Genomic DNA, 26,025 nt, shown 5'->3' with positions numbered 1-26,025 from the left:
CCCGCGGTCAGGAGTGGGCTGTCGCACGGGCCTGCCTTGCATTCGGAGCGGTGTCCACCGCATCGTCCTCATCGATCTCGAGTTGCAGTTCGTCCGCGTCGGATTGCTCCGCGGTCGACAACCGGCGCGCGTCGAATCCGGTCCGGTTCAGCAGCAACAGCGTGCAGACCAAGGAGACGGCGGCATAGCCGGCCGACACGAACGCAACACCGACGATGTTTCCGGACGAGTTGAGCATCCACTGCGCCAGCACCGGGGTGCCGCCGCCGACGATCAGAGAACACAGCTGGTACGCCGCGGAAAGGCCGGTGTAGCGAATGTTGGCGGGGAAGGCCCGCGCGAGCACTCCGGCGATGGCGCCGTAGAACATCGAGTGTGGAATGGTCGCGAGGCACATCGCGACGACGGCAATCGCGAAGTTCTCGGTCCGGATCGCGAAGAAAATGGCCGGCATCAGGACGAACTCGGGAATCACCATGATGCACATGGCTTTCCGCATGTCGATCCGCGACACCAGGACGGCGCCGAACGGCTGCACGATGAACTGGACCACGAGGGCGATGGCGATGGCGCCGAGGAACGTGCCCCGGTCGTAGCCGAGTTCGCTGGTGGCCCACGACAACGCGAAGGTGTTCTTGAAGTACGTCACCTGGGCCAGGGGCAGCGCGCCCGCACCGAGGAGGACGAGGACCCAATGCTTGCGCAGCACCTCACCGATCGGCAGTGCGACAGTCTTCTTGCGCTTCAGCACGGTCTTCATCGCCTCCGACTCTTCGAGCCTGAGGCGGATGATCATGCCGACGATCACCAGGGCCGCGGAGATCAGGAACGGGATGCGCCACCCGTAGAGCACGAAAGCCGGGGTGGGCATGGCGGAGAGAAGGAAGAACGCCATCGTCGCCAGGAGGTTTCCGGCGGGCGACCCCTGTTGGGCGAACGCCGAGTACAGAATCCCCTTCCCCTTGGGTGCGTTCTCACTGGCGATCAGCACCGCCCCGCCCCACTCACCGCCTACTGCCACACCCTGGACGACCCGGAGGAACACCAGGGCGGCGGGCGCCCAGATCCCGATCTGCGCGTAGGAGGGCAGGAGTCCGATTCCGACGGTGGCGGTGCCCATCATCATGAGCGTGATGACCAGGGTGTTCTTTCGACCGATTTTATCGCCGAGATGGCCGAAGACGATACCGCCGATCGGACGGGCGAGGAACCCCGCCCACAACGTGACGAACGCGAGCAGGGTGCCCATGCCTGCCGGGAGGGTGTCGGAGAAGAACACCTGACCGAAGACCAGTGCCGACGCGGTGCCGTAGATGTAGAAGTCGTACCACTCGATCGTGGTGCCGATGAACGAGGCAATGCCCGCCCTCCGCGCCTTTGTCTCGGCCTCGGTCCGCTTCGGTGGTGCCGTGGTCATGTAATGCCCTCTCTCGCCAAAGGGAGTGGTGTGGATGAAAACCAGCTCGCACCAGTGAGACTCGCATCACAGGATCGATGCCGTCCAATACTTCCTGAGCGGGGGATTATTGCGATTCCGGTCACAATCACCGAAACCTTGCACACGCTGGAGTGATGCGCCTCACCGGACCACCTCCTCGCTCCGACGTCACTCCGCGGGACCTGCCCTCGCGACCGCCCGGGCATCCCGGACACCCAGCGAGGACAGGAGCACCGGCGCGGTGACCGCGACCTCGACGTCCCAGTCGTCGATCTCACAGGACACGACTTCGGTGCGCATTCGCCCCGCCACCTCCCGCGCCGCGGCACACGCCGCCTCGGTGCCGCGGTCCAGCCCGACGGCCGCGGCGACGGCAGCCAGATCCGCAGCGGACTGCGCCCGGTGCCGCACCGACACCGCCGAGCCGACGTGCACCAACATCGCCGTGACCACCACCAGCGCCGCGAGCGCACAGCACGCCGTGACGGTCACGGAACCACGATCGTCGGTGATCACCGAACTCACCACCCTCCCCCGCCCCACCCCGGCACGGTGGGTTCGAGAGCCGCCACCGCCTCCGCGGAGATGTTCACGAGCGGGAGGAGTGGACTGCGTGCCCGCACGGTCGCGACGACGAACTCCCCCTCGGCCCGGACCGACACGTCGGCACCATCGGGTGCCACCTTCGCCGCCGTGGAGATCGCCGACTCGCGATCTCCACGGGCTGCGAGCCGTGCTGCCTCACGGGCCGAGTCGACGCACCGGACGTGCAGCGTCGCCGCGGTGATCGCGCCGACACACAGCACCACCACCGCCACGATCGACGCGATCGCGATGGCGGCCTCGACCGTCACGCCGCCGGCCTCCGACCGGCGCAGGTTCTCGGCAGCACTCATCACACCGCGGTGTTCAGCGCTTTGTCGATGATGTTCGTCAACGCCGTCACGATGCTGTCGCCGGTGACGACCGAATACAGAACGGCGCCGAAGGCCGCCGCCGCGATGGTGCCGATGGCGTACTCCGCCGTCGACATGCCGTCCTCGTCCGTCGCGAGCAGCGTCAAGCGAGCGATCAGTGCTCGAACTTCCGCCAAGGCCCGGATTCCGTGTCGCATGGTGTTCCCCCTTCAGAGTGTCCGGCGCAGCGGTTCTGCTCCGGAAGTGCCGATGTGTCACAACAGCCCGCCGTCCAGCACCCGCGAGGCCAGCCCGACGACGACCGGGATGATGCCGAGGCAGATGAATGCCGGCAGGAAGCACAGCCCGAGGGGGCCACTGATGAGCACGCCCGCTCGTTCGGCCGCCGCCGCCGCCAAGTGCTCGACTTGGATCCGGCCGTCGGCGGCGAGTTCCGTCATCGAACCCGCGAGCGACGATCCCGATGCGGCCGACCGGCGCGCCATGCGGGCGAGCGATTCGGTGGCCGGGTCCGACGCCGCCGCCTCCCACGCGGTCGCCGCATCCGCCCCCAGCGACAGCAGGTCCGCGGCGCGGCGCAACGATTCCGACAGCGGTGCCGGCGCCGTCCGCGACACGGCCTGCGCCGCAGTCGCGACGGGCAGTCCGGCGCGCAGACACGCTGCCAGGAGGTCGAAGGTCGCGGCGATCGCGAGCGGGTCCTCACGGCGCGCGGTGTCGTCGACCGCGGACGCCGCGTCACCCGGGCCGCGACCGCCGTTGCCGCGCACTCGCTGTACCGGCGAGCTGGGTGCGGGCAGCGCCAGCACGCCGCAGGCGAGGAGAAGTGCCGCGCACCAGATCATCCCGTCACGCGTCCGGTGATCCGGTCGGTCCACAACAGGCCCGCGCACACCAGCCCCGCACCGAGCAGCAACAGGATTCCGCCCACACCACCGCCGAACAGCACCGTCAGAGGGGCCGCCCCCATCATCTGGCCGAGACCGACACCCAGCAGCGGCAGCCCGGCGAGTACGGTCGCCGTCGCCCTCGCGCCGGCCAGGGAGGCCTCCGTTCGCTGACGGAAGCGATTGCGTCCCAACAGGTCCGTCCGTGCCGCCTCGAGCAGTTCCGCCAGCGCGAGACCGTGCGCATCGGCCACCGCCCAGATATCGGCGATCCGCCCCAACTCGGTACCGACGCGGGAGTCCGTGATCCGGAACCCGTCCGCGGCCGATCCTCCGAGCCGCGAGCGCGCCGACGCAGCCCGGAATGCCGCCGCCACACTGCCTGCCGACTCGTCGGCCGCCGTCTGGCATGCGGCAGCCGGATGAGCACCCACCCGAAGTTCCGCCGTCACCACCTCGAGACTCGACAGTACGACACGCAGATCGGCATCCTTCGCTTTCGCCGCCCTGCGTCGCGCCGATCTGAAACGCACAGTTGCGCAGACGATCGTCGCGGCGAGGACCGCGCAGAGCCCGCCCACTTCGTACACGATCGGAATGCCCGCGAGCGCCGCCGGAACCACCCAGGGCAGACGCAACCGGCGACGAGGACCCTCCCTGCCCGTCACCGCGAGCAACCGGGGCCGCGATCTCGCGGACGGCACCGCAAGCACCGCGCAGCCGAGGACCACCAGACCGGCGATCACGTCGGCACCACCGTCCCCGAGTCCACCGGTCCACGCCGAGAACACAAGTGGCGGAGACGGTCCGCCGCCGGACCCTCACCCGTGTCGTGATTCCAGGCAGGCACGATCGTGACGCGCCCGTGTTCGTCCCGAGTGACGACACCGATCTGCGTCAGCCGCCGCGCCCCGCTCGACGACCGGTGGACGTGCAGGACCACCTGCACGGCAGCGGCCAGTTGACTGTGCAGCGCCGCGCGGTCCATTCCACCCAGTGCCGCAAGCGCTTCGAGCCGCGCCGGAACCTCTTCGGGCGAGTTGGCGTGCACCGTTCCGGCACCGCCGTCGTGACCCGTGTTGAGCGCCGTCAGCAGGTCGACGACCTCGGCGCCGCGAACCTCGCCGACGACGATCCGGTCGGGTCGCATACGCAGCGATTGACGGACGAGGTCCCGGACGGTGACCTCACCCACGCCCTCGACGTTGGGTGCCCGGGCCACGAGCCGGACCACGTGCGGGTGCGTCGGCGCCAACTCCGCGGCATCCTCCACGCACACGATCCGTTCCGCCGGGTCCACCGCCCCCAGCAATGCGGCCAACAGCGTGGTCTTGCCTGCGCCGGTGCCGCCGGTGACCAGGAAGGCGAGCCGTGCCTGCACGATCGTCATCAGCAGGTCGTGGGCCGCCGCAGCCACGGCACCGCCCGCGACGAGCGCGCCGAGCCCCTGGGTGGCCGGGCGCAGCACCCGCAGCGACAGACAGGTGCCGCCCTGAGCCACGGGAGCGAGGACGGCATGCAGCCGCACACCGAACGAGCCGTTTCCGACGTCGCGTAGCCTTCCGTCGACCCACGGCTGAGCGTCGTCGAGGCGGCGCCCGGCAGACAGCGCGAGCCGCTGCGCGAGCCGGCGCACCGCCGCCTCGTCGGTGAACCGGACGGCTGCACGTTCGAGCCCGCGGCCTCGATCGACCCACACGCGGTCGGGCGCGGTGACGAGCACGTCCGCTACTCCCGGTTCCGTCAGCAACGACTCGAGTGGGCCGGCGCCGGTGAGTTCGGTCATGAGCACCCGCAGCGCCCCGAGCAGATCGGTGTCGCCGAGCACGCCACCGGACTCGGTACGGATGGCAGCGGCGACCGTCGCCGGCGTCGGCTCGCCGGACGTGTGCGCGAGACGTTCGCGCACCCGGTCGAGGAGGTCTTGTGTGACGAGGGAACTCATGCCGCCCACTCCCGCGACCGCGGTCTGCTGCCGACCGTGTCGAGGACCGCCTCGGCCGCGGCGCCCAGCGGGGAGCGCCTGCCAGGCCTCAATCCGCCGTGTTCGAGCATTCCGGTGAGCGCGCGCTCGGCGCGCATCGACGCGATCAGCGGCAGGTCGAGAACCTCCGCGATGTCGGCGCCGCGGAGCCCACCGGGTGCGGGGCCGCGGACCACGAGTCCCTGGTTGGGGTTCCTCTCGGTGATCCACTGCGATACCTTTCCCGCGGCGATGCAGGCCCGGACGGTCGCGGGCACGACGAGGACCACCAGATCGGCGAGTTCGAGGACGGTTTCCGTGACCGGGCCGGGGAACCGCGACACGTCGCACACGACCAGATCGCCGGCATGACGGCCGGCATCGGTGACCGCACGGACCGCGGCCTCTGTCGGTCCGGCGCCGTGCCCCGTCCGGCTGCAGGCGAGCACCCGCAGCCGCTCGCCGCGGGCAGGGAGGGCGTCCCGGAGCGCGCCCGAGGAGATCCGGCCGCCCTCGATCGACAGACCCGACCATCGCAGTCCGGGCACGTCCTCGATGCCCAGCAGCACGTCGAGGCCGGACCCCCAAGAATCGGTGTCGAGCAGAAGGGCCGGCTGCGGCCGCGACGCCGCGGTGAGGGCTGTGGCCGCCGCCAGCGTGGAGGCGCCCGCACCGCCGCATCCGCCGACGACGGCGACGACGGTGCCGTCCGCGTCGGGACGCTGGGGTTGCTCGCCGAGCACGGCGACCAACGCGGACTCGTCCTCGGGTACCGCGAGCACGTGTTCTGCCCCGACCGCGGTCGCGATCCGCCACTCGTCGATGCCCGGCGGCCCGTCGCACAGCAGCACCACCCGCCGCCGGCGCGGGAGCCGGTTGCGGCACGCGGCGGCCGCTCGCGCGTCGAGCACGATGATCGGGGCGCTTCCCCAGACGTGCCGGGCGTCGGCGACGTCGACCTCGTTCAGCGCCCGGTCGGCCGCTGCCGCCACGCGCCTGATGCTGTGCAGCAATGCCGGGTCGTCGACCAGAACCAGCACTTCACCCCTGCCTTCTGCGTCCATGCAGCGAGCGTGCCCGCTGCCGGAGACTGCCGGAAGGGGCTCGGCTCGAACTGTGGACAACTTCGGCCCTGTGGATAGAAACTGGTACCAGCGCACCAATTTCAAGGGTTCTAGCCGAGGAGTGCGGCAGACCCGCCGCAGACAGAGGACGACCCTCGCCAGGGGGGGAGGAGGCGAGGGTCGTCAGTGTTCAGCCCCGGGGGGTCGGGCTGAACATCGCCCGGATCAAATCCGGGCATCATCAATACTACACCTCCCCCGATCAGTATTTGCAAGTTCAACTGTTGAACGTTCCGTCGTGTCGATAGTGCCGAAAGACCCTTCCTCCGCCCCGTCATACGAGCCCCCACCCCACCCGAAGTCCGCATATCCTTGGAAATTGTGACCGCGAAGCCACAGAGAAGTGCCAAGACAGGTCGACACACCGAGACAGGTCGGGTTGCCGCATTCTTCGACCTCGACAAGACGATCATCGCGAAATCCAGCACCCTCGCGTTCAGCAGACCGTTCTTCGACCAGGGCCTGATCAACCGCCGATCGGTTCTCAAGAGCAGTTACGCGCAGTTCCTGTTCCTGCTGTCGGGCGCGGATCACGATCAGATGGAGCGGATGCGCGCCTACCTCACGAGCATGTGCGCGGGCTGGAACGTGGACCAGGTCCGGTCCGTCGTCGCCGAAACCCTCCACGACATCGTGGACCCTCTGGTGTTCGCGGAGGCCGCCGACCTCATCGCGGACCACAAGCTGCGGGGCCACGACGTCATCGTGGTGTCGGCGTCGGGCGAGGAGGTGGTGGCGCCGATCGCCGAAGCACTCGGGGCCACGCGCAGCACCGCCACCCGCATGGCGGTCGCGGACGGGCTCTACACCGGCGAGGTGGAGTTCTACTGCTACGGCGAAGGCAAAGTGGACGCGATGCGGCAACTGGCCGACGAATACCACTACGACCTGTCGGCATGTTACGCCTACTCCGACTCCGTGACCGATCTCCCGATGCTGACCGCGGTCGGCCACCCGACGGCGGTCAACCCGGACCGGGCTTTGCGGAAGGCCGCGGCCGGAAACGGTTGGCCCATATTGACTTTCTCCAATCCGGTCTCCCTCCGGGCACGCCTCCAGGCGCCGTCCGTGACCACCGTCGTGACCACAGCGGCGGTGAGCGTCGGGGCCCTGGTCGCGGGTGCGTTCACGTATGGAGTGTTGCGCCGCAAGCGCTGACCGCCGCAACCCGCGACACGGTCACAAACCGAATTTGATACTTGCTGTGAGGGGGGTCACGGGGTACAAAGGAGTTACGGAAGAACGGAAGGCCAAGGTCGACCCAGAAGAGAAGGATCGATCTCCCGACCAGGATTCCCAGCACGGGCACTAGGTACCCACGCGAAGCATAAGCCACTATAAGGGCAGAAGCGTTGTGGGCCTGCGAGACCCGAGTCTTCACCGGCAAGGACCCTGCACAGGTTGCAAGGACGACCCGAGGATATTCGGACTCTCGCCGAGGCCACCCACACAACCCACCTTTGCACGCTTGGTAACCGGTTGTCCGTGCTAACGGGCGGCGAAGTCGACACCAGTCGGCAGCGCCGCCCGTTTCACATATTCGGGAACTTGTTGCAGCGCAGGGTATTTCGGCTAACTCGCCGCTGCCTCCGCGATCGAGGTGGCCTCCCGGGCTCCGGCCTCCAGAGCGCCACAGCAGAGGACGACCCAGCTGCCGACACCCTCCGGCTCGCCCGACGCGAACGCGGCCGCCCCGTTGCGGTACGCCTGCTGCCGGCGCAACCAGCTGACCTCCGGGACCCCGAGATTGTGGGGATCGAGCCCGCTCGCCACGGAAACCAGGCGTGACGCGGCGCGCGCGACGATACCGTCGCCGACCCCGAACGGCTTCAGCGTCAACAATTCCCCGTGCACCACGGCCGCCAGAACCGGCGCGGGCGCAGCCGTTCCCCCCGTCACGAGCTGGGCGAGACCGTCGAGCCGCTCCGCGACGCCGGACCCGGCACGCGGCCTGCCGAGCAATTCCTGATCTTCCACGAGGTCGGCCGCGGCCAGCAGATGGAGCCGCGCGAGGGCCTGCAGCGGTGCCCGCTGCCAGGTGGACTGCAGAAGCGTGAGGGCGTCACCGTCGAGGGCCTGCCCGACCCGCAGCGCCCCCGACAGAATCGGGTCGCCTGCCTCGCCGGGAGCGGGTAACTCGGTACTGCCGCCGTCCAGTGACGCCGAGGCGCGGGCCGCGCGGACCGCCGCCTCGGCCGCCGTGGTCGGCCAGCCGCGCCGGTTGGTCTTGTGGCGGTGAACCGCACCGAGCGCGTCGCGCGCACGGTCCGCGGCTTCGCGGACGCCGGGAAGGTCGACGAGGGGCTGCAACGGGTCGCTCACGTACCGCAACGCTACCCGGCGCCGTCCAGCGTCAGGCGCCGAGCCGGATCGATCCGCCCGGAATCGCGTCCAGCAGCTTCCGCGTGTACTCCTCCTTCGGTGACGTGAAGACCTCATCCGTGGTCGCTTTCTCCACGATCGCGCCAGTGGACATGACGAGCACGTCGTCGGCGATCTGCCGCACCACCGCCAGGTCGTGGGTGATGAACAGGTACGTCAACCCCAGCTCCGCCTGCAGGTCGTTCAGCAGGGTCAGGATCTGGTCCTGGACCAGCACGTCGAGCGCCGACACCGCCTCGTCGCACACCACCATCTCCGGCTGCAGCGCCAGCGCCCGGGCGATCGCCACCCGCTGCCGCTGGCCACCGGACAGCTCGTTCGGGAACCTCCGCATCACCGACGCCGGCAGCGCCACCTTGTCCAGCAGGTCGCGGACCCGCGCTTCCCGCTCCGCCTTCGTCCCCACCTTGTGGGTGCGGAGGGGCTCCTCGACGGTGCGGAAGATCGAGTACATCGGGTCGAGCGTGCCGTACGGGTTCTGGAAGATCGGCTGCACCCGGCGACGGAACGCGAGCGTCTCCCGGCGGTCCAGCGTCGCGACGTCCTTGCCGTCGAACACGACATTCCCCGACGTCGGCGCGAGAAGCCCGAGGACCATCTGCGCGACCGTCGACTTGCCCGACCCCGACTCGCCGACGATGGCCGTTGTCGTTCCGCGCCGGACCGCGAAGGAGACGTCGTCGACCGCGGTGAAGTCGGTGGACTTCCGTAGCCCGTGCCGGATCTTGAACACCTTGGTCAGTCCGGTGGCGACGACCACGTCGTCGGTGGCGTTGCCGAACTCGACGCCGATCTCGCCGTGCTGTTCGGCCTCGCCCACCACCTCGAGGGCGTGCTCCCGGATGTCCGCCCGGGCCAGTGAAGAACTCCGGCGTTGCGACGCCAGCGACGGCGCCGCGGCCACCAGCTTCCGGGTGTACGGGTGGCGCGGCCGCTGCAGGATCTCCAGCGCCGGCCCCGCCTCGACCACCCGCCCCTTGCTCATGACGATCAGGTGCTCGGCCCGCTCGGCGGCCAGGCCGAGGTCGTGGGTGATGAGCAGGACCGCGGTACCCAGCTCGTTGGTGAGACCGTCCAGATGGTCGAGGATCTGGCGTTGGACCGTGACGTCGAGTGCCGACGTGGGCTCGTCCGCGATCAGCAGTTGCGGGCGGGCCGACAGCCCGATGGCGATGAGGGCGCGCTGGCGCATGCCGCCGGAGAACTCGTGCGGATACTGGCCCAGGCGGTCCTCGGCGTCGGCGAGTCCGGCCTCCTCGAGCAGCTCGGCGGCACGCGCCTTCGCGGCCTTGCCCTTCGCGATCCCGTTGGCTTCCAACGCCTCCTCGATCTGGAAGCCGACCTTCCACACCGGGTTGAGGTTGGACATCGGGTCCTGCGGGACGAGGCCGATCTTCTGACCGCGCAGCGCGACGAACTCGCGCTCGGACGCCTCCGCGAGGTCCTGCCCCTCGAACAGGATCCGGCCGCCGGTCACCTTTCCCGTTCCGGGCAGCAGGTTGATGATCGCGTGGGCGGTCGTGGACTTGCCCGAACCGGACTCGCCGACGATCGCCACCGTCTGCCCGGGATACACCGTGAGGCTGACACCGCGCACCGCGGGCACGAGCCCGGAATGGGACTGGAACGACACTTCCAGGTCCCGGATCTCGAGCAGCGGCACCTCGTCGGCCGAATTCTGCGGTCCGGCTGGTTCGTTCGTGGACACCGCGCTCACCTCTTCCTGGCCTTGGGATCGAGCGCGTCCCGCAGAGCGTCGCCCATCATGATGAAACCGAGCACCGTGATCGCCAGCGCGGTCGCCGGATAGAAGAGGATCGGCGACCCCTGACGCAGCGTGACCTGGGCGGTGCTGATGTCTCCGCCCCAGGAGATCTCGGTGGACGGCAGACCGATGCCGAGGAAAGACAGCGTCGCCTCGGCCACGATGTAGATGCCAAGCGAGATGGTCGCGATCACGATGATTGGGGCGAGGGAGTTGGGCAGCACGTGCCGGACGAGGGTGCGCATGTTCGACACCCCGAGCGCCCGCGACGCCATCACGTAGTCGTTGTTCTTCGCCGAGATCACTGCGCCGCGAGCGATTCTCGCCATCTGAGGCCAGCCGAACAGGGCGAGGACGACGATCAGCGTCCAGATGGTGCGGTTGGCGAACAGCTGCATCAGGACGATCGCGGCGAGGATGAGCGGGATGCCGAAGAAGATGTCGGCCACCCGGGACAGCAGCGAGTCGGCCCAGCCGCCGTAGTACCCGGCGACCGCACCGAACACCACGCCCACGACGAGCACGATCGACGTGACCCCGACACCCACCAGCACCGACGCCCGCGCCCCGTAGATCGTGCGGGAATAGATGTCGCAGCCCTGCTTGTCGAATCCGAACCAGTGCCCCGACGACGGCCCCTGCATGCTGAACGCGAGATCGCAGAACCTGGGATCGGTGCCGGTGAACAGACCGGGGAAAGCCGCAACGGCGATCACCACCACGATGATCACCGTGGCGACCAGGAACAGCGGACGTTTGCGGAGGTCCCGCCACGCATCCGACCACATGCTCGTCGGCGGCTGGTCGATGTGGACGGCGTCGGTCTCTCCCGGCGCCGCCACTTCTTCGGGTGCCACGAAATGCGCCTGCCGGGTCTTCCGGTCGCCCGTCCGAGGCGACTCGTTCTCCACTTTCTCAGACATAGCGAATCCTCGGGTCGAGCGCGGCGTACAGGAGGTCGACGAGCAGGTTGGCGAGCAGATAGATGACGATCAGCACCGTCACGAAGGACACCACCGTCGGCGCCTCACCGCGGGTGACCGCCTGATAGATCGTGCCGCCGACACCGTTGATGTTGAAGATGCCCTCCGTGACGATCGCGCCGCCCATCAGGGTGGCGAGGTCGGCGCCCAGGAACGTGACCACCGGGATCAGCGAGTTCCGCAGCACGTGCACCTGCACCACGCGGCGCCGCGAAAGGCCCTTGGCCGTGGCGGTTCTCACGTAGTCGGCGGTGAGGTTCTCGGCGACCGAAGTCCGGGTGAGCCGGAGTACATACGCGAACGACACCGACCCGAGGACGAACGCGGGCAGCAGCAGATTCTTGAAACTGGTGTTCCCCCCGACCGTCGGCGGCACCAGCCCCCATTTCACGCCGACGAAGAACTGGGCCAGGAAGCCGATGACGAAGATCGGGATCGCGATGATCAGCAGGCTCACGAGGAGGACGGAACTGTCGAAGATGCCGCCCTTGCGGAGTCCGGCCCACAGGCCGAAGCCGACCCCGAAGATCCCCTCGATGGCGAGTGCCATCAGGGACAACTTGATGGTGATCGGGAATGCCTGCGCCAGAACCTCACTGACGGCGCGGCCGGAGAAGGACGTACCGAAGTCGAGGGTGAAGATGCCCTTCAGATACAGGAGGTACTGCGTCAGGAACGGCTCGTCGAGGTGGTATCGCTCACGGAGTTGGGCCGCCACCGCGGGGCTGAGTGCCTTGTCGCCGGCCAGCGCGGCGATGGGGTCTCCGGGCAGCAGGAACACCATCGCGTAGATCAGGAACGTGGCCCCGAGAAAAACGGGGATCATCTGGAGCAAACGGCGACCGACGTACCAGAGCATCGGATCACCTCCTATTCGTCGGGAGCAGTGACGTCAGGAATCCGTAGCCTCGGCTCGTACTCCCGAGCGGGGCCGCGAACTGACAGCTCGCGGCCCCACCCGTCGTCGAAGAATCTCCGGTGCGTCAGTTCTTCTCGATGTCGGAGTACATCGGAATGCCCTTCCAATCGATGACCACGTTCGACACGTTCTCCGACCAGCCGCTGGCGGCGTTGCGGTACCACGTGGGGACGGCGGGCAGGTCGCGCAGGAGAACTTCCTGCGCCTGATTCAGCAGTTCCTGGGCCTTGCCGGGATCGACCTCACCCGCGGAGGCGCGCAGGAGCCGGTCGAACTCGGGGTTCGAGTAGTCGCCGTCGTTGGAGCTGCCACCGGTCTGGTAGTTCTGCGCGAGGAAGCCGTACTGCTGCGGGTAGTCGCCCTGCCAGCCCGAACGGAACGCGCTGGGGATGGTGCGGTTGGTGGCCTCCGTGCGGATCTGCGCGAACGTGGGGTACTCCTTGCCCTTCGCGTCGATACCGAGGGTGTTGCGGATGTTGTTGGCGGTGGCATCGACCCATTCCTTGTGGCCGCCGTCGCCGTTGTACGCGATCTCGAAACTGCCCGACCACGGTGCGATGGCATCGGCCTGGGCCCACAGCCTCTTCGCCACCTCCGGGTCGTACTTCAGGTTGCCGTTGCCGACGAGCGAATCCGACCAGCCCTCGATGGCGGGGCTGGTGAAGTCGAGCGCGGGGGTGCGGGTGTTGTTGTAGATCTGCTGGGTGATCTGATCGCGGTTGATCGCCATCGAGATGGCCTGGCGGCGCAGCGTGCCCTCCTCACCGCTGAAGTGCGGCAGACGGCCCGGGATCGTGAACGTCTCGATGGTCGCGGACGGCTGGTTCACGGTGCGGCCCGGCAGGTCGGTCTCGAACGTGGTGACCGCGCTCGGCGGCACCTGGTCGAGGACGTCGACGTTGCCGGCGAGCAGATCCGTGTACGCCGTGTCGAGGCTGTTGTACATGACGAAGTCGACGCCGGCGTTCCTCGGCTTGCGGTTGCCGTTGTAGTCGGGGTTCACGACGGTGTCGATCCGGACGTTGTGCTGCCACGCTCCGGGGCCGGACATCATGTACGGGCCATTGCCGATGGGATTCTCGCCGAACGCGGCCATGTCCTGGTACGCCACCGCAGGCAGCGGGTAGTAGGCCGCGAACCCGAGGCGGTCCGGGAAGGCCGACTCGGGCTGCTTCAGTTCGATCGTGAACGTGGAGTCGTCGACCACCTTCAGTCCCGACATGGTCTGCGCCGTCGGGTTCTCGGCGGCCACCTCGTCGTAGCCCTGGATCGGGTCGAAGAAGGACGCCTGGATCTGTGCATTCGTGGACAGCGCGCCGTAATTCCAGGCGTCGACGAACGAGGCCGCCGTGACCGGCGTGCCGTCCGTGAACGTCCAGCCGTCCTTCAGCTTCACGGTGAAGTTCTTGCCGTCGGTCGTCTCGATCGACTCGGCAACCTCGTTGTTCACCCCGCCGTCCGCGTCGTAGGAGACGAGCCCTGCGAAGAGCGAATCGACGACGCGGCCACCCTGATTCTCGCTGGTATTGGTGGGAATCAACGGATTCTGCGGTTCACCTGCCCAGGCGTTGACGATTCCGCTACCACCCCCGCTCGTCGAATCTCCGGACGAGCAGGCGGACAGCATCCCTGCTGCCAGGCCGACCGCCAGAACGGCGGTTGCCACACGTGTGATGCGCAAAACGATCCTCCCAGATCTGCATGGTTCCGGGCAGCGGTTCCGGGCGCAGCCCGAATGATGGGATGACGATAAGTCAACGTTTCAATCTGTGTAGCCACGACGGGCGAAACTCGTGCAATCGGCACCTGATCGAAACATCGTCGGCGCAGGGGTCTCCACTCGTCGCACCCGATCGCCGTCCGTCGCGTCCAGTCGACCGATCGTCGCAGAATATGGGCATGCAACCCTGTGCAACGGTGCGCGCGGGAGACCATGTGACTACCCTCACACGTGCTAGAAGTGCCGAATTCGAGACTGGAAAGAAGGCCGGGCCACAATGACCAGTGCAGCACAGGCGAGCGGAGCGACGGAGAAGTCGGAACATTCTGATTCCGTCCCGCAGGTGTATCCCCCGAGCCCCGAGTTCACCGCCACGGCGAACGCCGGCCCCGACCTCCAGGCCGCCGCCGACGAAGACCGCCTCGCATTCTGGGCGAAGCAGGCCGAGCGCCTGCACTGGCACGCCCCCTTCTCCGAAGTCCTCGACTGGTCCGACGCCCCCGTCGCGAAGTGGTTCGTGAACGGACGGCTCAACGTCGCCTACAACTGCGTCGACCGCCACGTCCTCGCGGGCAACGGCGACCGCGTCGCCATCCACTTCGAGGGCGAACCGGGCGACACCCGCGACCTGACCTACAACGACCTGCTCGCCGAAGTCAGCAAGGCCGCCAACACCTTCACCGACCTCGGACTCGTCGCCGGCGACCGCGTCGCGATCTACATGCCGATGATCCCCGAGGCCATCGTCACCATGCTCGCCTGCGCCCGCCTCGGCCTGACCCACTCGGTGGTGTTCGCCGGCTTCTCCGCCAGCGCCCTGCGCTCACGCATCGACGACGCCGAAGCCAAGCTCGTCGTCACCGTCGACGGACAGTGGCGCCGCGGCCAGGCCGCACCCCTCAAGCCCGCCGTCGACGAGGCCGTCGACGGCGCCGAGTCCGTCAAGCACGTGCTCGTCGTCAAGCGCACCGGCATCGACGTCGAGGTCACCGAGGGCCGTGACCTGTGGTGGCACGAGACCGTCGAGAAGGCGGAGGGCACCCATCAGGCGCAGCCGTTCGACTCCGAGCACCCGCTGTTCATCCTGTACACCTCCGGCACCACCGGAAAGCCCAAGGGCATCATCCACACCTCCGGCGGCTACCTCACCCAGGCGTCGTACACCCACCACAACGTCTTCGACCACAAGGCCGGCCACGACGTGTACTGGTGCACCGCCGACATCGGCTGGGTCACCGGCCACAGCTACATCGTCTACGGGCCACTCTCGAACGGTGTCACCCAGGTGGTCTACGAGGGCACCCCGAACTCCCCCGACGAGCACCGCCACTTCCAGATCATCGAGAAGTACGGCGTCAGCATCTACTACACCGCACCCACCCTGGTGCGCACCTTCATGAAGTGGGGCCGCGACATTCCCGACGCCCACGACCTGACCTCGATCCGGCTCCTCGGCTCGGTCGGCGAACCGATCAACCCCGAGGCCTGGAAGTGGTTCCGCGAGGTGATCGGCGGAAACAAAGCCCCGATCGTCGACACCTGGTGGCAGACCGAGACCGGCGCGATCATGATCTCCCCGCTCCCCGGGATCACCGCCACCAAACCCGGATCGGCGATGGCACCCCTGCCCGGTATCTCCGCGAAGATCGTCGACGACGACGCCAACGAACTCGGCGCCGGCGGCTCCGGCTACCTCGTGCTCGACAAGCCGTGGCCGGCGATGCTCCGCGGCATCTGGGGCGACATGGACCGCTACCGCGAAACCTACTGGTCCCGCTACCCCGAGCAGGGCTGGTACTTCGCCGGCGACGGCGCCAAGTACGACGAGGACGGCGCCCTGTGGGTGCTCGGCCGCGTCGACGACGTCATGAACGTCTCCGGACACCGCATCTCCACCTCCGAGGTCGAATCCGCCCTCGTCGGACACCACGGTGTCGCCGAGGCCGCCGTCGTCGGCGCCGCGGACGAGACCACCGGCCAGGGCATCGTCGCGTTCGTCATCCTCCGCGAGGGCGTGGAGAACACCGGCGACACCCTCATCGCCGAACTCAAGGCCGAAGTGTCCCGGGAGATCAGCCCGATCGCCAAGCCCCGCCAGATCACGATCGTCCCCGAACTCCCCAAGACGCGCTCCGGCAAGATCATGCGTCGCCTGCTCAAGGACATCGCCGAAGGCCGCGACCTCGGCGACACCTCCACGCTCGTCGACCCCAAGGTCTTCGACGCGATCCGCGGCAAGTAGGGCGCTCCGCGCCCCGTGAGTGGTTGACGAGTCCCTGCACTCCTCAACCACTCACGGGCGGCGAAGCCGCCACAGCGTCTGCTCCTCGCCGATACCCTTCAGACCGGTCGTGAAGACGTTGCACCCGTAGTCCGATTCTGCCAGCAGCGGCGCCACCTCCGGGTCGTCGTGAACGGCCCGGGACAGGACGATGTCGCCGCCCGCCGCACAACCCTGCACCCGCGCCGCCAAGTTGACGGTCGCGCCGAAGTAGTCGATCCGGCCGTCGTTGTCGATCATCACGGCGGGCCCCTGATGCAGCCCGACCTTCAACGCCACCGAGTCGTCGTCGCCGAGGTGCCCGCGACGGAAGTCGTCCCAGCCGGACTGCATCGTCGACGCCGCCGACCAGGCCTCCCTCGCATCGGCGAACGTCGCCATGACCGCGTCGCCCATCTGCTTCACGACACCGCCGTTCTCGCGCACCACGGCGTCATGCAGGTAGCGGAAATGGCTCTGCACGAACGCGAACGCCCGGACGTCCCCGATGCGCTCGTACAGGGCGGTCGAACCGCTCAGATCCGTGAACAGCACCGCCAGGTTCGCTATCCCGATCTCGTCGCCGGGCGCCACCCCCTGATCCGGGAACAGGTCCTGGAAACCGTCGAGCGACGTGACGAGCGCGCCGGTCGCCGCGGCGTCCTTCCACCGCTCCCGCTCGACCACCACCAGCGCTTCGCCGGGGAGCCGGTTGTCGACCTCCAGCCGTAAAGCGCCGTCGGTGTCGGGCGAACCATGCACCCGGAGTTCGCCGGGCCCGCACTCGACCCGCAGCGTTCCACCGGCAGGGCCGACCTCGCAGGCCACCGGGGTGCCCACCTGATAGCACCGGAGCCGCAGCCACCCCGGGTCGACTTCGAGCCGCTCGGACCGCTGCTCGCCCGGCTCGAGCCGCAGCTGCGCCACCGCCGACGGGGAATTCGCCGGACCACCGATGCAGTACCGGGCCCGCTCGGCCCGGCGGACGGCCGGGTTGACGTCGAAGCGGATCTCCACCGACCGTGCCAGGTCGGTGTCGAAGGCGATGTCGCACGTGTCGCAGTGGACGCGGCTCGCCAGCTGTCGAATCCGGCCGGCGTCTTCGCGGACCGTCCGGCAGACCGGGCACAGCACGCTCCAGCTCAGGTCCAGCAGTCCGCAGTCCGCGGCGTGGAGGAAGACGTACAGCAGTTGCATCCGATCGACCCCCCAGCGGTCCGCCAGCTCGAACGGCCGCATGCCCGTCACCTCCAGGTCGGACGCGGTCCGCAGGTGGGATTCCAAGCGCCCGATCAGGTTCGGGTCATCGTGCGATCGAGACAGCTGTGCCGTGCGGAGTTCCAGTCGGCCGGCGTCGAGTTGCTCCGGCGGCGGCAGGGCGGGCACGGCATGCGTGTGCGGGTCGCGGATGTGGAGTTCTAACGCCCGCGCGAGCGCCACCGTCTTCCGGATGCCCGTGCGGGCCAGCAGGGTTCGTGCCGCAATCGCCCCGAACCAGGTCCGCGGGACGATCCGGGCGAACACCTCGACCTCGGTCCCGTCGGCGGCCGGGCGAAGCCGGACACCCGTGGAGACCTCCGCGAGCGGACCGCGGGCAAAGCGGCGAAGGACCTGGTAGAAGCGGCCCTCGATCCACTCGAACGGAAATTCCTCGTACCGCACCCGCCGCCCGTACGAACGGGTCTCCGCCGAATAATGACCCTTGCGCCGACGGTCCAGCATCGGAGCGAAGTGCACCGGCGACAGATCGATGTTGCGGTTGAGCCGATCGGTATCGGCGAGGAACGACCACAGATCCTGCTTCGGCAGCCGGATCCGGGCCGTCCTGGACAGCAGCACGGCTTTCGCCATGCAAGAACTATAGGCCGCTGCGCGGCCCGTGCGTGGTTGACGAGTCCCTGGACTCGTCAACCACGCACGGGGGCTACGCCCCTACGTCGTCGAGCGACTGGTCGCGCGTCTCGCGCATGACGAGCAGCGCGACGAACGTGAGCGCGGCGGCGATAAGCAGGTAGATGCCGACCCAGCCGACGCCGTACGACGTGGCGAGCCAGGTGGCGATGAACGGCGCGACGGCGGCGCCGAGGATGCTGGCGGTGTTGTAGGCGATCCCCGAGCCCGTGTAGCGCACGTTGGTCGGGAACAGCTCGGGCAGAACGGCGCTCATCGGCCCGAACGTCATGCCCATCAACAACATTCCGATGGCCAGGAATACGAGCATGCGGGCGTTGCCCATGCCTTCCTGGTTCAGCATCACACCGAACGTGAGCCCGAAGACCATGATGAGCCCGGTGATCGTGAGCAGCGTGATGCGGCGGCCGAAGCGGTCGGCCAGCCATCCGGAGACGGGGACGGCGGCCGCGAAGAACAGGACCGCGATCAGCTGGAGGACGAGGAAGTCGGTGTAGTGGAAGCCGGCTCCGGTGCCGCCCTGGGCGGGGGTCTTGCCGGTGCCGTAGCTGAGCACCCAGGTGGTCATGATGTAGAAGAGTGTGTAGGTGGCGAGCATGACGAACGTGCCGATGATCAGCTGACGCCAGCTGGTCTTGAACACCTCGGCCAGCGGGGTCTTCACCTTCTCGCCCCGCGCGACCGCGCGGGCGAACACGGGCGTCTCCTCGAGCTTCAGCCGCACGTACAGGCCGATCATCACCATGATCGCGCTGAGCAGGAACGGGATACGCCAGCCCCACGTCAGGAACGCGCCGTCCAGGTCGGGACTGCTGTTGTCGTGGTCCAGGAACAGCGTGATGATCAGGAACAGACCATTGGCGAGGAAGAACCCGATGGGTGCGCCGAGCTGCGGCCACATGGCGGCCCAGGCCCGCTTGCCCTTCTGCGCGGTCTCGGTCGCGAGCAACGCCGCGCCACTCCACTCACCGCCCAGTCCCAGACCCTGGCAGAAACGCATCAACGCCAGCAGGGCGGGCGCGACGAGGCCGATCTGGTGGTACGTCGGCAGCAGTCCGATCACGAACGTGGCGATGCCCATGGTGAGGAGTGAGCCGACAAGCGTCGTCTTGCGTCCGATGCGGTCGCCGAAGTGGCCGAACAGGATCGAGCCGAGCGGCCGGGCGACGAAGGCGAGACCGAACGTGGCAAGCGATGCCAGCAAGGCGGTGGTGCCGTTTCCCTTGGGGAAGAACAGGTGTGGGAACACCGACACGGCCGCGGTGGCATAGATGTAGAAGTCGTAGAACTCGATGGATGTTCCCACCATGCTCGCGACGACGATCCGGCTTCTGGGTACGCCGGCGACGGTGGCCCCGCCGTCCGGATCTGGCTTCGACGTATCGACGGCACTGCTCACTCGACTTACTCCTGCACGATGCTATTTCAACTATTGGGACGAGAGTCCATTTCTTAGGAATTGAACACCTCGTGTCTTTCGCTTGGCAAATTGGATAAGCTCTTCTCGGTGCGCCGGGAAGTCTGGTCGGCAGAGCATTTGCCGTACCCGGACCACATCGAAAGCGAGCGTCCCCGGTGACCCAGCCTTTCCGCTCCGAACTCTCCCGCTATCTCCGCACCGCGACGGTCGGCGGTTCGATCCTGCTGATCGCCGCGGCGATCGCCCTCGTGTGGGCGAACTCCCCCGTCTCGGATTCGTACTTCGCACTGCGCGACTGGCAGATCGGCCCGCAGGCGCTCCACCTGAACCTGACGGTCGGGACGTGGGCGCAGGACGGGCTGCTGGCGGTCTTCTTCTTCGTCGCCGGCCTCGAACTGAAGCGGGAACTGGTGGTGGGCGAACTCGCCGACCGCAAACGCGCCCTCCTCCCGATCATCGCCGCCTGCGGCGGTGTGGTGGTGCCCGCGATCATCGCCGCGACGATCGGCGCCGGCACTCCCGGCATGGACCGGGGCTGGGCGATCCCGGTCGCCACCGACATCGCGTTCGCACTGGGAGTGCTGGCGCTGACCGGGTCTCGCATCCCGACGAGCGCCCGCGTGTTCCTGCTCAGCCTGGCCGTCGTCGACGACCTCCTCGCGATCGTGCTCATCGCGGTGCTGTTCACCAGCTCGATCGCCCTGCTGTGGCTTCTGGGCGCCATCGCGTGCCTGGCCGTCTACGCGTTCGCCCAGCACCGGCGCATCACCACCCCACTGCTCTACGTTCCACTCGCACTGCTGACCTGGTACTGCATGCACGACGCCGGAATCCACGCCACCCTCGCCGGTGTCGCTCTCGGCCTCCTCACCCGCGTCCGGCGCGACCCCGGCGAGCGCGAATCCCCGGCCTCCCGCCTCGAGCACCGCATCCAGCCGCTGTCGGCGGGCGTCTGCGTCCCGGTGTTCGCCCTGTTCGCGTCCGGCGTGGCCCTGAGCAGCGAGCTCCTCGGGCAGCTGTTCACCAACCCCATCTCGCAGTCCGTGATCGCGGGGCTCCTCGTCGGCAAGACCGTCGGCATCTTCGGCATCTCCTGGCTCGCGATCCGCCTGGGTATCGCGAAGAAGCCGCGAGCACTGGGGTTCCGGGACATGTTTGCCCTCTCAGTGCTCGGTGCGATCGGGTTCACCGTTAGCCTTCTCGTAGCGGATCTCGCGCTTGCGGGAATCGGTGACGGCAGCGAGGCCGAGATAGCTAAGGTCGCGGTGCTCGTGACATCGTTGACAGCGTCGCTGATCGGATCAGCGTTATTGTGGCGACGCGGTCGGGCCCATGCGGCCCGGAAGGATGACTCGGACGTGCAAGAGCTACCTGGAGGGGTCGACAAGTGAGCATCACTCACGGCAAGGGAGACAGCCCGCGATACACGGGAGACGGGGTGCCGAACACGGTGTCGTCGATCCCGCTCACGGACGTGGACGCTCAGACACCCGGCGAGGCGAGCCTCGGCACGCTGGTCAAGCATGCGACCGCACAGGTGTCCACCCTGTTCCGGGCCGAGGTCGAGCTCGCCAAGGCCGAGGTCACCGGTGAGGTCAAGAAGGGCCTGCAGGGCAGCCTGTTCTTCATCCTCGCGTTCACCGTGCTGCTGTTCAGCTCGTTTTTCTTCTTCTTCTTCCTCGCCGAACTCCTCGACGTGTGGATCGCCCGCTGGCTGGCGTTCCTGATCGTCTTCCTGATCATGGTCGTGGTGACGGCGCTCCTCGCGCTGCTCGGTTATCTGCGGGTACGCAAACTCCGCGCGCCCGAGAAGACCATCGACTCCCTGAAGCAGGCCAAGACGGTCCTTCCGACGTCGTATTCGGACGCGGAAGCCCATCTCGCGTCGTCCAGCGGACGTCACGCGCGGTAACTCGCTCCTGTGGCACCACCCGATCCGTCTACCGTCCGTTTCGACGGCCCCTGGATTCATCGCGACATCCACGCCAACGGAATCCGCTTCCACACCGTCGAGGTCGGCGCATCCGCACCGGATGCGCCGCTCGTCGTCCTGCTGCACGGATTCGCGGACTTCTGGTGGTCGTGGCGCCATCAGCTGACCGCGATGTCCGCGGAGGGATATCGGGCTGTCGCCGTCGACCTCCGCGGCTACGGCGATTCCGACAAACCGCCGCGCGGCTACGACGGGTGGACGCTGGCCGGCGACATCGCCGGTCTGATCCGCGCCATGGGTTACGGCGAGGCCACCCTCGTCGGGCACGCCGACGGCGGACTCGTCTGCTGGGCGACGGCCGTCCTCCACGCTCGCCTCGTCCGGTCGATCGCACTGGTCAGCTCGCCGCATCCCGTCGCGCTCAAGCAGGCCGTCCTCCACGACCGCTACCAGCGCAAGGCCCTGCTGCCCTCGTTCGTCTCCTGCCAGGTGCCGTGGCGTCCCGAACGTCGCCTCACCCGGGACAACGGATCGGAGGTCGAACGGTTGATCCGTGAGCGCTCCGGCCCCGCCTGGTCGGAGAACCCGGAGTTCGACGTCGTGATGTCACGGATGCGCTCGGCGATCCAGATTCCCGGGACCGCGCACTGCACCCTGGAGTACCAGCGGTGGGCGTTCCGCAGCCAGTTCCGTCCGGACGGCAGCCGGTTCATGGCGTCGATGGATCAGACGCTGCGGATCCCGGTGCTGCACCTCCATGGCGACCTCGACCCGTACGTGCTCGCGGACACCGTGCGCCGCAGCCACCGCTTCGCGCCCACCCAGCAGATGCAGACGGTGACCGGTGTCGGCCACTACGCGCACTGGGAAGCCCCGGAACGCGTCAACGCCGCCCTGCTGGACCTCGTCGCACCCCGCACGGTCTGACCGGCCGTCAGAGGATGCACGCCCCGGTGTCCACGGCGACGGACGCCCCGGACGCCGCCTGCAGCTGACGCGACACCTCGGCGGCGGTGAGCACGAACCCGGTGTCGCTGTTGTCGACGGCGGCGCCGAACACCACCCCGAGCACCCGGCCGTCGCTGTCGACGAGCGGGCCGCCCGAGTTGCCCTGCCGAATGGAACCGCGGACCGTGTACACCTCACGCTGGACCGTTCCCGCCCGGTAGATGTCGGGACCACTGAGGTCCAGGATCTCCCGGACACGCGCGGCGCTGGCCGTGTACGGTCCGCCGCCCGGGTAGCCGAGCACCAGGGCGTTGTCGCCGGTCTGCGCCGGCTCGGGCGCGAAGTTCAGGACGGGGGCGTCCAGTCCGGGCACCTCGAGCACCGCGACGTCGGCGGACGGGTCGAACAGCACGACCTCGGCGTCCATCGGCCCGTTCGCGGTGTCGACGACGATGCCCGCCGTCCCCGCGACCACGTGGGCGTTGGTCATCACCCGGTCGGGGGCCACGACGAATCCGGATCCCTCGAGCGCCCGCTGGCAGCTCGGGGCCACACCCCGGATCCGCAGCACGCTCGATTGCAGCGAGGACGCGACGGGGCTCTGCAGGACGCTGGCGTCCGGCGGGTCGACGGTCGTGATGGGGGTGCGCCCGAACGGCCCGATGACGTCGGGAAGCCCGGACGTGTCGAGCAGGGCGGTGAACTCGGTGGGCAGTTGCCGCATCCAGGCGGGCGCGATGTTGTCGACCGTTTCGAGGACACTCGACCCGCGCACCGCCGCCGCCAGCTGAGGCTGGGACGAGGACGTGAGCGGGATCGCCAGCAGCCACGCCGCGACGAACACCGCGACGGCCTGCACGCAGGCGCCGATCACGCTGTCGACGGACCGCGCGACCGGACTGTGCATGCTTCCCCGCGCGGCCCGGCCGAGGACCATGCCCGCGACTTCGCCGACGATCACCAGCACCACGATCAGGGCGATACCGACCAGCACACGACCGCGGCCCTCGTCCACGTGCACCAGCACGTGCGGGGCGATCAGGATGCCCGCCACCGCACCGAGCACGACCCCGATGAAGGCCAGCACCGACGCCACCGCGCCCTGCCGCCAGCCCGACGTCGCGGCGACGAAGGCGATCAGCACGATCGCCAGGTCGATCCAGTGCGAGCCCGTCATCGCTCGGCCGCCGGCCGGCCGTGACCGTGGGTCAGATGGTCGTCGTCCAGATCGTTGTCGAGTTCGGCGAGGACGGTGTCGAGGTCGCGGATGTCGTGGCGGTCCCACTCCTGTTCCCAGCCGGAGACAGCGAACAGCGCGGCCAGGATGCCGGCCGTGAAACCCCACACGAGCATGCCGTCGACGGCGAACGCGGGCCCCTGGTATCCGGCCGGGTGACGCACCTGGAACCGGTTCCGCGGGTCGATCAGGGTGTGCACGGGCACCCGGGCGACACGTTCGGCCTCCGCGGGATCGACCACCCCGACTTCGCTGGGCTTCTCCCAGTACGCGAGGACGGGAGTGACGTCGAAACCGGACGGCGGGATGAAGATCTCCTCGAGCACGGCGAGCGGGCGGACACCGGACGGGTCGAGTCCCGTCTCCTCCTGCGCCTCGCGCAGAGCGGTGGCGATGGGCCCCTCGTCGCCGGGATCGCTGGCGCCGCCGGGGAATGCCACCTGGCCACTGTGCTGACGCATCGTGGACGCACGCTGCGTGAGCAGGATGTCGGCGTCGGCGGGCAGGCCTCCCGACATCAGCGGGTCCGCCTCGACGGGGCCGCCGAACAGCACGAGCACCGCCGCCTCACGGGTGGTTGCGCCGCGGGGTGCGCGACGATCGAGGACGGGGTTGATCTTGTGCGGGTCGGCCGGGGTCCGGTGCACGACCCGGCGCAGCCACGGCGGAACGGCGACACCGTCCACGGAGTTCGTCATGCCGCCACCCCCAGGTTCTGTTCGACGGCGTCCGCGATCTCGTCGACGCTGCGGAACGGCTGCGGCAGGACCTTGGCCACCGTGCCGTCGGGTCGGATCAGCACCGAGACGGGCAGGACGGGCGGGGCTCCGACCGCGGCGCGGACACGCCCGTCGGCGTCCTGCACACCGGGCAGGGTGACGGAGTAATCGACGAGCCGGGACAGCGCGCTGGCCTCGTTGGGATCGGTGTGCACCGTAAGCACGGTAACCGCGTCGCCTGCACGATCCGAAAACTGCTGCATATAGGGCAGCTCCTCGGCGCAGGGGCCGCACCAGTAGGCCCACAGGTTCAGCAGCGCCGGTTTACCACCGAGCGCGGCGGCCAGATCCACCTGGCTGCCGTCGCCCACGCATTCCAGCGTGATGCCGGACAGGACCGAACCCGGCGACGGCTCGGACGTGGCCGTCGCGGCCGGGCACGATGCCAGCCCCGCCTGCGTCCTCAGTGCCGCGAGCGCGTCGGGATCGGCGCTCACCGCTGTCGGCGTGCGACCACCCGAACCGAACCGATCCTGGTACGACGGCGTCTCCGCGTCGTCGCCCCGCGGCCAGATCGCGACGACGAGAGCCACCACGACCACGAGGGCGGCCAGACTCCACCGCGCTGCGCTAGACACTCGTATCTACCCTCACCTGCCGGCCAGACGCAGCAGATGCTCCGTCTCCGGTCCACGAACCAGTTCGGCGGCGACGTCCGGATCGATCGGACCGAGCCCGTACGACGGACAGTCCTTGGCGAGCACACACACCCCGCAGGCGGGCTTGCGGGCGTGGCAGACGCGCCTGCCGTGGAAGATCACCCGGTGCGAGAGCAGCGTCCACTCCTTGCGCTCGATCAGGGCGCCGATCGCGTGCTCGACCTTGACCGGGTCTTCCTCCTCGGTCCACTTCCAGCGTCGGACGAGCCTCCCGAAGTGGGTGTCGACGGTGATTCCGGGCACATCGAACGCGTTGCCGAGGATCACGTTGGCCGTCTTCCGGCCGATCCCGGGCAGCGTCACGAGGTCCTTCAGGTTGCCGGGGACCTCGCCGTCGAACCGTTCGAGCAGAGCCTGCCCGAGCCCGATCAGAGAATTCGTCTTGTTTCGGTAGAAACCCGTGGACCGGATGTACTCCTCGAGTTCGGTGCGTTCGGCCTCCGCGTACGCCTTGGCGTCGGGATAGCGGGCGAACAGCGCCGGCGTCACCATGTTCACCCGCACGTCAGTGCACTGCGCGGAGAGGATGGTCGCGACGGCGAGGTCGAGTGGGGTGGTGAAGTCGAGCTCGCAGTAGACGTGCGGGAACGCCTCGGCGAGCCGCCGGTTCATTCTCCGGGCGCGCCGGACGAGTCCGAGCCGGGTTTCGTCCTGCTTCGCGGCCCGCGAACGGGTGCGTCCACGCACTTCGGAGCCGTCGCTGGGGGTCGCATGCACGGGATCAACTCTACGGATACCCGACCGATCCGAATCGCCGCTGTGTCGCTTCTGAGACATTTG

At 68.4% G+C, this 26,025-nt stretch carries 24 protein-coding genes; 5 read left to right on the top strand and 19 right to left on the bottom strand.

All coding sequences use genetic code 11. The features are described from left to right. Positions 1–7 precede the first annotated feature (7 nt). From RHA1_RS21145 to ssd, 8 genes are all read right to left on the bottom strand, one after another. A complete protein-coding gene (locus RHA1_RS21145; RefSeq protein WP_011596781.1) occupies positions 8–1,417 on the bottom strand; it encodes an MFS transporter in 1,410 nt (469 codons plus the stop codon). Between the two features lie 189 nt (positions 1,418–1,606). Further along, entirely contained in the window at positions 1,607–1,963 is a 357-nt protein-coding gene (locus RHA1_RS21140) for an Rv3654c family TadE-like protein (RefSeq protein WP_009477418.1), read from the bottom strand. Then, entirely contained in the window at positions 1,960–2,334 is a 375-nt protein-coding gene (locus tag RHA1_RS21135; RefSeq protein ID WP_011596779.1) for a TadE family type IV pilus minor pilin, read from the bottom strand. Before RHA1_RS21135 ends, RHA1_RS21140 begins: the two co-directional genes overlap by 4 nt. After that, positions 2,334–2,552 (bottom strand): DUF4244 domain-containing protein, encoded by a 219-nt coding sequence (locus tag RHA1_RS21130; RefSeq protein WP_011596778.1) that lies wholly within the window; start codon positions 2,550–2,552, stop codon positions 2,334–2,336. Before RHA1_RS21130 ends, RHA1_RS21135 begins: the two co-directional genes overlap by 1 nt. Positions 2,553–2,609: 57 nt before the next feature. Then, positions 2,610–3,200 carry a type II secretion system F family protein gene (locus RHA1_RS21125; protein WP_011596777.1) on the bottom strand — a complete coding sequence of 197 codons (591 nt, stop codon included), beginning with the start codon at positions 3,198–3,200 and terminating at the stop codon, positions 2,610–2,612. Continuing rightward, positions 3,197–3,988 carry a type II secretion system F family protein gene (locus RHA1_RS21120; protein WP_011596776.1) on the bottom strand — a complete coding sequence of 264 codons (792 nt, stop codon included), beginning with the start codon at positions 3,986–3,988 and terminating at the stop codon, positions 3,197–3,199. The genes RHA1_RS21125 and RHA1_RS21120 overlap by 4 nt, the downstream gene beginning before the upstream one ends. Further along, on the bottom strand, positions 3,985–5,187 hold the full coding sequence (locus RHA1_RS21115) for a TadA family conjugal transfer-associated ATPase (protein WP_011596775.1): 1,203 nt from the start codon (positions 5,185–5,187) through the stop codon (positions 3,985–3,987). The genes RHA1_RS21120 and RHA1_RS21115 overlap by 4 nt, the downstream gene beginning before the upstream one ends. After that, positions 5,184–6,269 (bottom strand): septum site-determining protein Ssd, encoded by a 1,086-nt coding sequence (ssd, locus tag RHA1_RS21110; RefSeq protein ID WP_029539712.1) that lies wholly within the window; start codon positions 6,267–6,269, stop codon positions 5,184–5,186. The genes RHA1_RS21115 and ssd overlap by 4 nt, the downstream gene beginning before the upstream one ends. A 381-nt stretch (positions 6,270–6,650) precedes the next feature. Here ssd and RHA1_RS21105 point away from each other — a divergent pair, with 381 nt between their 5' ends. Then, entirely contained in the window at positions 6,651–7,487 is an 837-nt protein-coding gene (locus RHA1_RS21105; RefSeq protein WP_011596773.1) for an HAD-IB family hydrolase, read from the top strand. Between the two features lie 414 nt (positions 7,488–7,901). On the opposite strand, the gene RHA1_RS21100 is transcribed toward RHA1_RS21105, so the two are convergent. The 5 genes from RHA1_RS21100 to RHA1_RS21080 all read right to left on the bottom strand — a co-directional run bounded on the left by RHA1_RS21100 (position 7,902) and on the right by RHA1_RS21080 (position 14,059). Continuing rightward, positions 7,902–8,651, bottom strand: coding sequence for a hypothetical protein (locus RHA1_RS21100; RefSeq protein WP_009477388.1), 750 nt, complete (start codon positions 8,649–8,651; stop codon positions 7,902–7,904). A 31-nt stretch (positions 8,652–8,682) separates the two neighbouring features. Further along, positions 8,683–10,428: a dipeptide ABC transporter ATP-binding protein gene (locus tag RHA1_RS21095; protein WP_011596772.1), complete on the bottom strand. Its 1,746-nt coding sequence runs from the start codon at positions 10,426–10,428 to the stop codon at positions 8,683–8,685. Beyond that, complete coding sequence (locus tag RHA1_RS21090) at positions 10,425–11,399, bottom strand: ABC transporter permease (RefSeq protein WP_009477386.1); 975 nt, start codon at positions 11,397–11,399, stop codon at positions 10,425–10,427. Before RHA1_RS21090 ends, RHA1_RS21095 begins: the two co-directional genes overlap by 4 nt. Then, positions 11,392–12,318, bottom strand: coding sequence for an ABC transporter permease (locus RHA1_RS21085; RefSeq protein WP_011596771.1), 927 nt, complete (start codon positions 12,316–12,318; stop codon positions 11,392–11,394). Before RHA1_RS21085 ends, RHA1_RS21090 begins: the two co-directional genes overlap by 8 nt. 124 nt (positions 12,319–12,442) lie before the next feature. Beyond that, positions 12,443–14,059, bottom strand: coding sequence for a peptide ABC transporter substrate-binding protein (locus tag RHA1_RS21080; RefSeq protein WP_011596770.1), 1,617 nt, complete (start codon positions 14,057–14,059; stop codon positions 12,443–12,445). Between the two features lie 316 nt (positions 14,060–14,375). Between RHA1_RS21080 and acs the strand changes: the two genes are divergently transcribed. After that, a complete protein-coding gene (gene acs / locus RHA1_RS21075) occupies positions 14,376–16,340 on the top strand; it encodes an acetate--CoA ligase (protein ID WP_011596769.1) in 1,965 nt (654 codons plus the stop codon). A 51-nt stretch (positions 16,341–16,391) separates the two neighbouring features. Here the strand turns inward: acs and RHA1_RS21070 are convergent, their stop codons facing one another. Both RHA1_RS21070 and RHA1_RS21065 read right to left on the bottom strand, forming a co-directional pair. Further along, positions 16,392–18,209 (bottom strand): adenylate/guanylate cyclase domain-containing protein, encoded by a 1,818-nt coding sequence (locus tag RHA1_RS21070; RefSeq protein WP_011596768.1) that lies wholly within the window; start codon positions 18,207–18,209, stop codon positions 16,392–16,394. Between the two features lie 73 nt (positions 18,210–18,282). Then, positions 18,283–19,668, bottom strand: a complete 1,386-nt coding sequence (locus tag RHA1_RS21065; protein ID WP_011596767.1) for an MFS transporter — start codon at positions 19,666–19,668, stop codon at positions 18,283–18,285. A 176-nt stretch (positions 19,669–19,844) separates the two neighbouring features. On the opposite strand from RHA1_RS21065, the gene nhaA reads away from it, so the two are divergent. Genes nhaA through RHA1_RS21050 form a run of 3 tightly spaced genes read left to right on the top strand, consistent with a single transcriptional unit; the run spans position 19,845 to position 22,549 of the window. Next, positions 19,845–21,080, top strand: coding sequence for a Na+/H+ antiporter NhaA (gene nhaA, locus RHA1_RS21060; protein ID WP_011596766.1), 1,236 nt, complete (start codon positions 19,845–19,847; stop codon positions 21,078–21,080). Further along, a complete protein-coding gene (locus RHA1_RS21055) occupies positions 21,077–21,601 on the top strand; it encodes a phage holin family protein (protein WP_009477378.1) in 525 nt (174 codons plus the stop codon). Before nhaA ends, RHA1_RS21055 begins: the two co-directional genes overlap by 4 nt. Before the next feature lie 9 nt (positions 21,602–21,610). Beyond that, a complete protein-coding gene (locus RHA1_RS21050) occupies positions 21,611–22,549 on the top strand; it encodes an alpha/beta fold hydrolase (RefSeq protein ID WP_011596764.1) in 939 nt (312 codons plus the stop codon). Between the two features lie 7 nt (positions 22,550–22,556). Here RHA1_RS21050 and marP read toward each other — a convergent pair whose 3' ends face one another. From marP to nth, 4 genes are read right to left on the bottom strand one after another with little or no spacing between them, the layout of a single operon-like run. Next, entirely contained in the window at positions 22,557–23,747 is a 1,191-nt protein-coding gene (gene marP / locus RHA1_RS21045; protein WP_009477376.1) for an acid resistance serine protease MarP, read from the bottom strand. Beyond that, positions 23,744–24,505: an NUDIX hydrolase gene (locus tag RHA1_RS21040; protein WP_005256094.1), complete on the bottom strand. Its 762-nt coding sequence runs from the start codon at positions 24,503–24,505 to the stop codon at positions 23,744–23,746. Before RHA1_RS21040 ends, marP begins: the two co-directional genes overlap by 4 nt. Beyond that, positions 24,502–25,164 carry a TlpA family protein disulfide reductase gene (locus RHA1_RS21035; protein WP_011596763.1) on the bottom strand — a complete coding sequence of 221 codons (663 nt, stop codon included), beginning with the start codon at positions 25,162–25,164 and terminating at the stop codon, positions 24,502–24,504. The genes RHA1_RS21040 and RHA1_RS21035 overlap by 4 nt, the downstream gene beginning before the upstream one ends. A gap of 12 nt (positions 25,165–25,176) precedes the next feature. Then, a complete protein-coding gene (gene nth / locus RHA1_RS21030) occupies positions 25,177–26,022 on the bottom strand; it encodes an endonuclease III (RefSeq protein WP_011596762.1) in 846 nt (281 codons plus the stop codon). Between the last annotated feature and the right edge of the window lie 3 nt (positions 26,023–26,025).

The sequence above is a fragment of the Rhodococcus jostii RHA1 genome (assembly GCF_000014565.1).
GTDB lineage: Bacteria > Actinomycetota > Actinomycetes > Mycobacteriales > Mycobacteriaceae > Rhodococcus_F > Rhodococcus_F jostii_A.
This window is presented reverse-complemented; position numbering and strand designations above follow the sequence as displayed.

What these genes read in the sequence shown, in the direction of transcription:
- RHA1_RS21085 (WP_011596771.1), bottom strand. Translation starts at nt 12,318, where the DNA reads ATGCTCTGGTACGTCGGTCGCCGTTTGCTCCAGATGATCCCCGTTTTT.
- acs (WP_011596769.1), top strand. Translation starts at nt 14,376, where the DNA reads ATGACCAGTGCAGCACAGGCGAGCGGAGCGACGGAGAAGTCGGAACAT.
- RHA1_RS21130 (WP_011596778.1), bottom strand. Translation starts at nt 2,552, where the DNA reads ATGCGACACGGAATCCGGGCCTTGGCGGAAGTTCGAGCACTGATCGCT.
- RHA1_RS21115 (WP_011596775.1), bottom strand. Translation starts at nt 5,187, where the DNA reads ATGAGTTCCCTCGTCACACAAGACCTCCTCGACCGGGTGCGCGAACGT.
- RHA1_RS21135 (WP_011596779.1), bottom strand. Translation starts at nt 2,334, where the DNA reads ATGAGTGCTGCCGAGAACCTGCGCCGGTCGGAGGCCGGCGGCGTGACG.
- marP (WP_009477376.1), bottom strand. Translation starts at nt 23,747, where the DNA reads ATGACGGGCTCGCACTGGATCGACCTGGCGATCGTGCTGATCGCCTTC.
- nth (WP_011596762.1), bottom strand. Translation starts at nt 26,022, where the DNA reads ATGTCTCAGAAGCGACACAGCGGCGATTCGGATCGGTCGGGTATCCGT.
- RHA1_RS21125 (WP_011596777.1), bottom strand. Translation starts at nt 3,200, where the DNA reads ATGATCTGGTGCGCGGCACTTCTCCTCGCCTGCGGCGTGCTGGCGCTG.
- RHA1_RS21070 (WP_011596768.1), bottom strand. Translation starts at nt 18,209, where the DNA reads ATGGCGAAAGCCGTGCTGCTGTCCAGGACGGCCCGGATCCGGCTGCCG.
- ssd (WP_029539712.1), bottom strand. Translation starts at nt 6,269, where the DNA reads ATGGACGCAGAAGGCAGGGGTGAAGTGCTGGTTCTGGTCGACGACCCG.
- RHA1_RS21040 (WP_005256094.1), bottom strand. Translation starts at nt 24,505, where the DNA reads ATGACGAACTCCGTGGACGGTGTCGCCGTTCCGCCGTGGCTGCGCCGG.
- RHA1_RS21145 (WP_011596781.1), bottom strand. Translation starts at nt 1,417, where the DNA reads ATGACCACGGCACCACCGAAGCGGACCGAGGCCGAGACAAAGGCGCGG.
- RHA1_RS21090 (WP_009477386.1), bottom strand. Translation starts at nt 11,399, where the DNA reads ATGTCTGAGAAAGTGGAGAACGAGTCGCCTCGGACGGGCGACCGGAAG.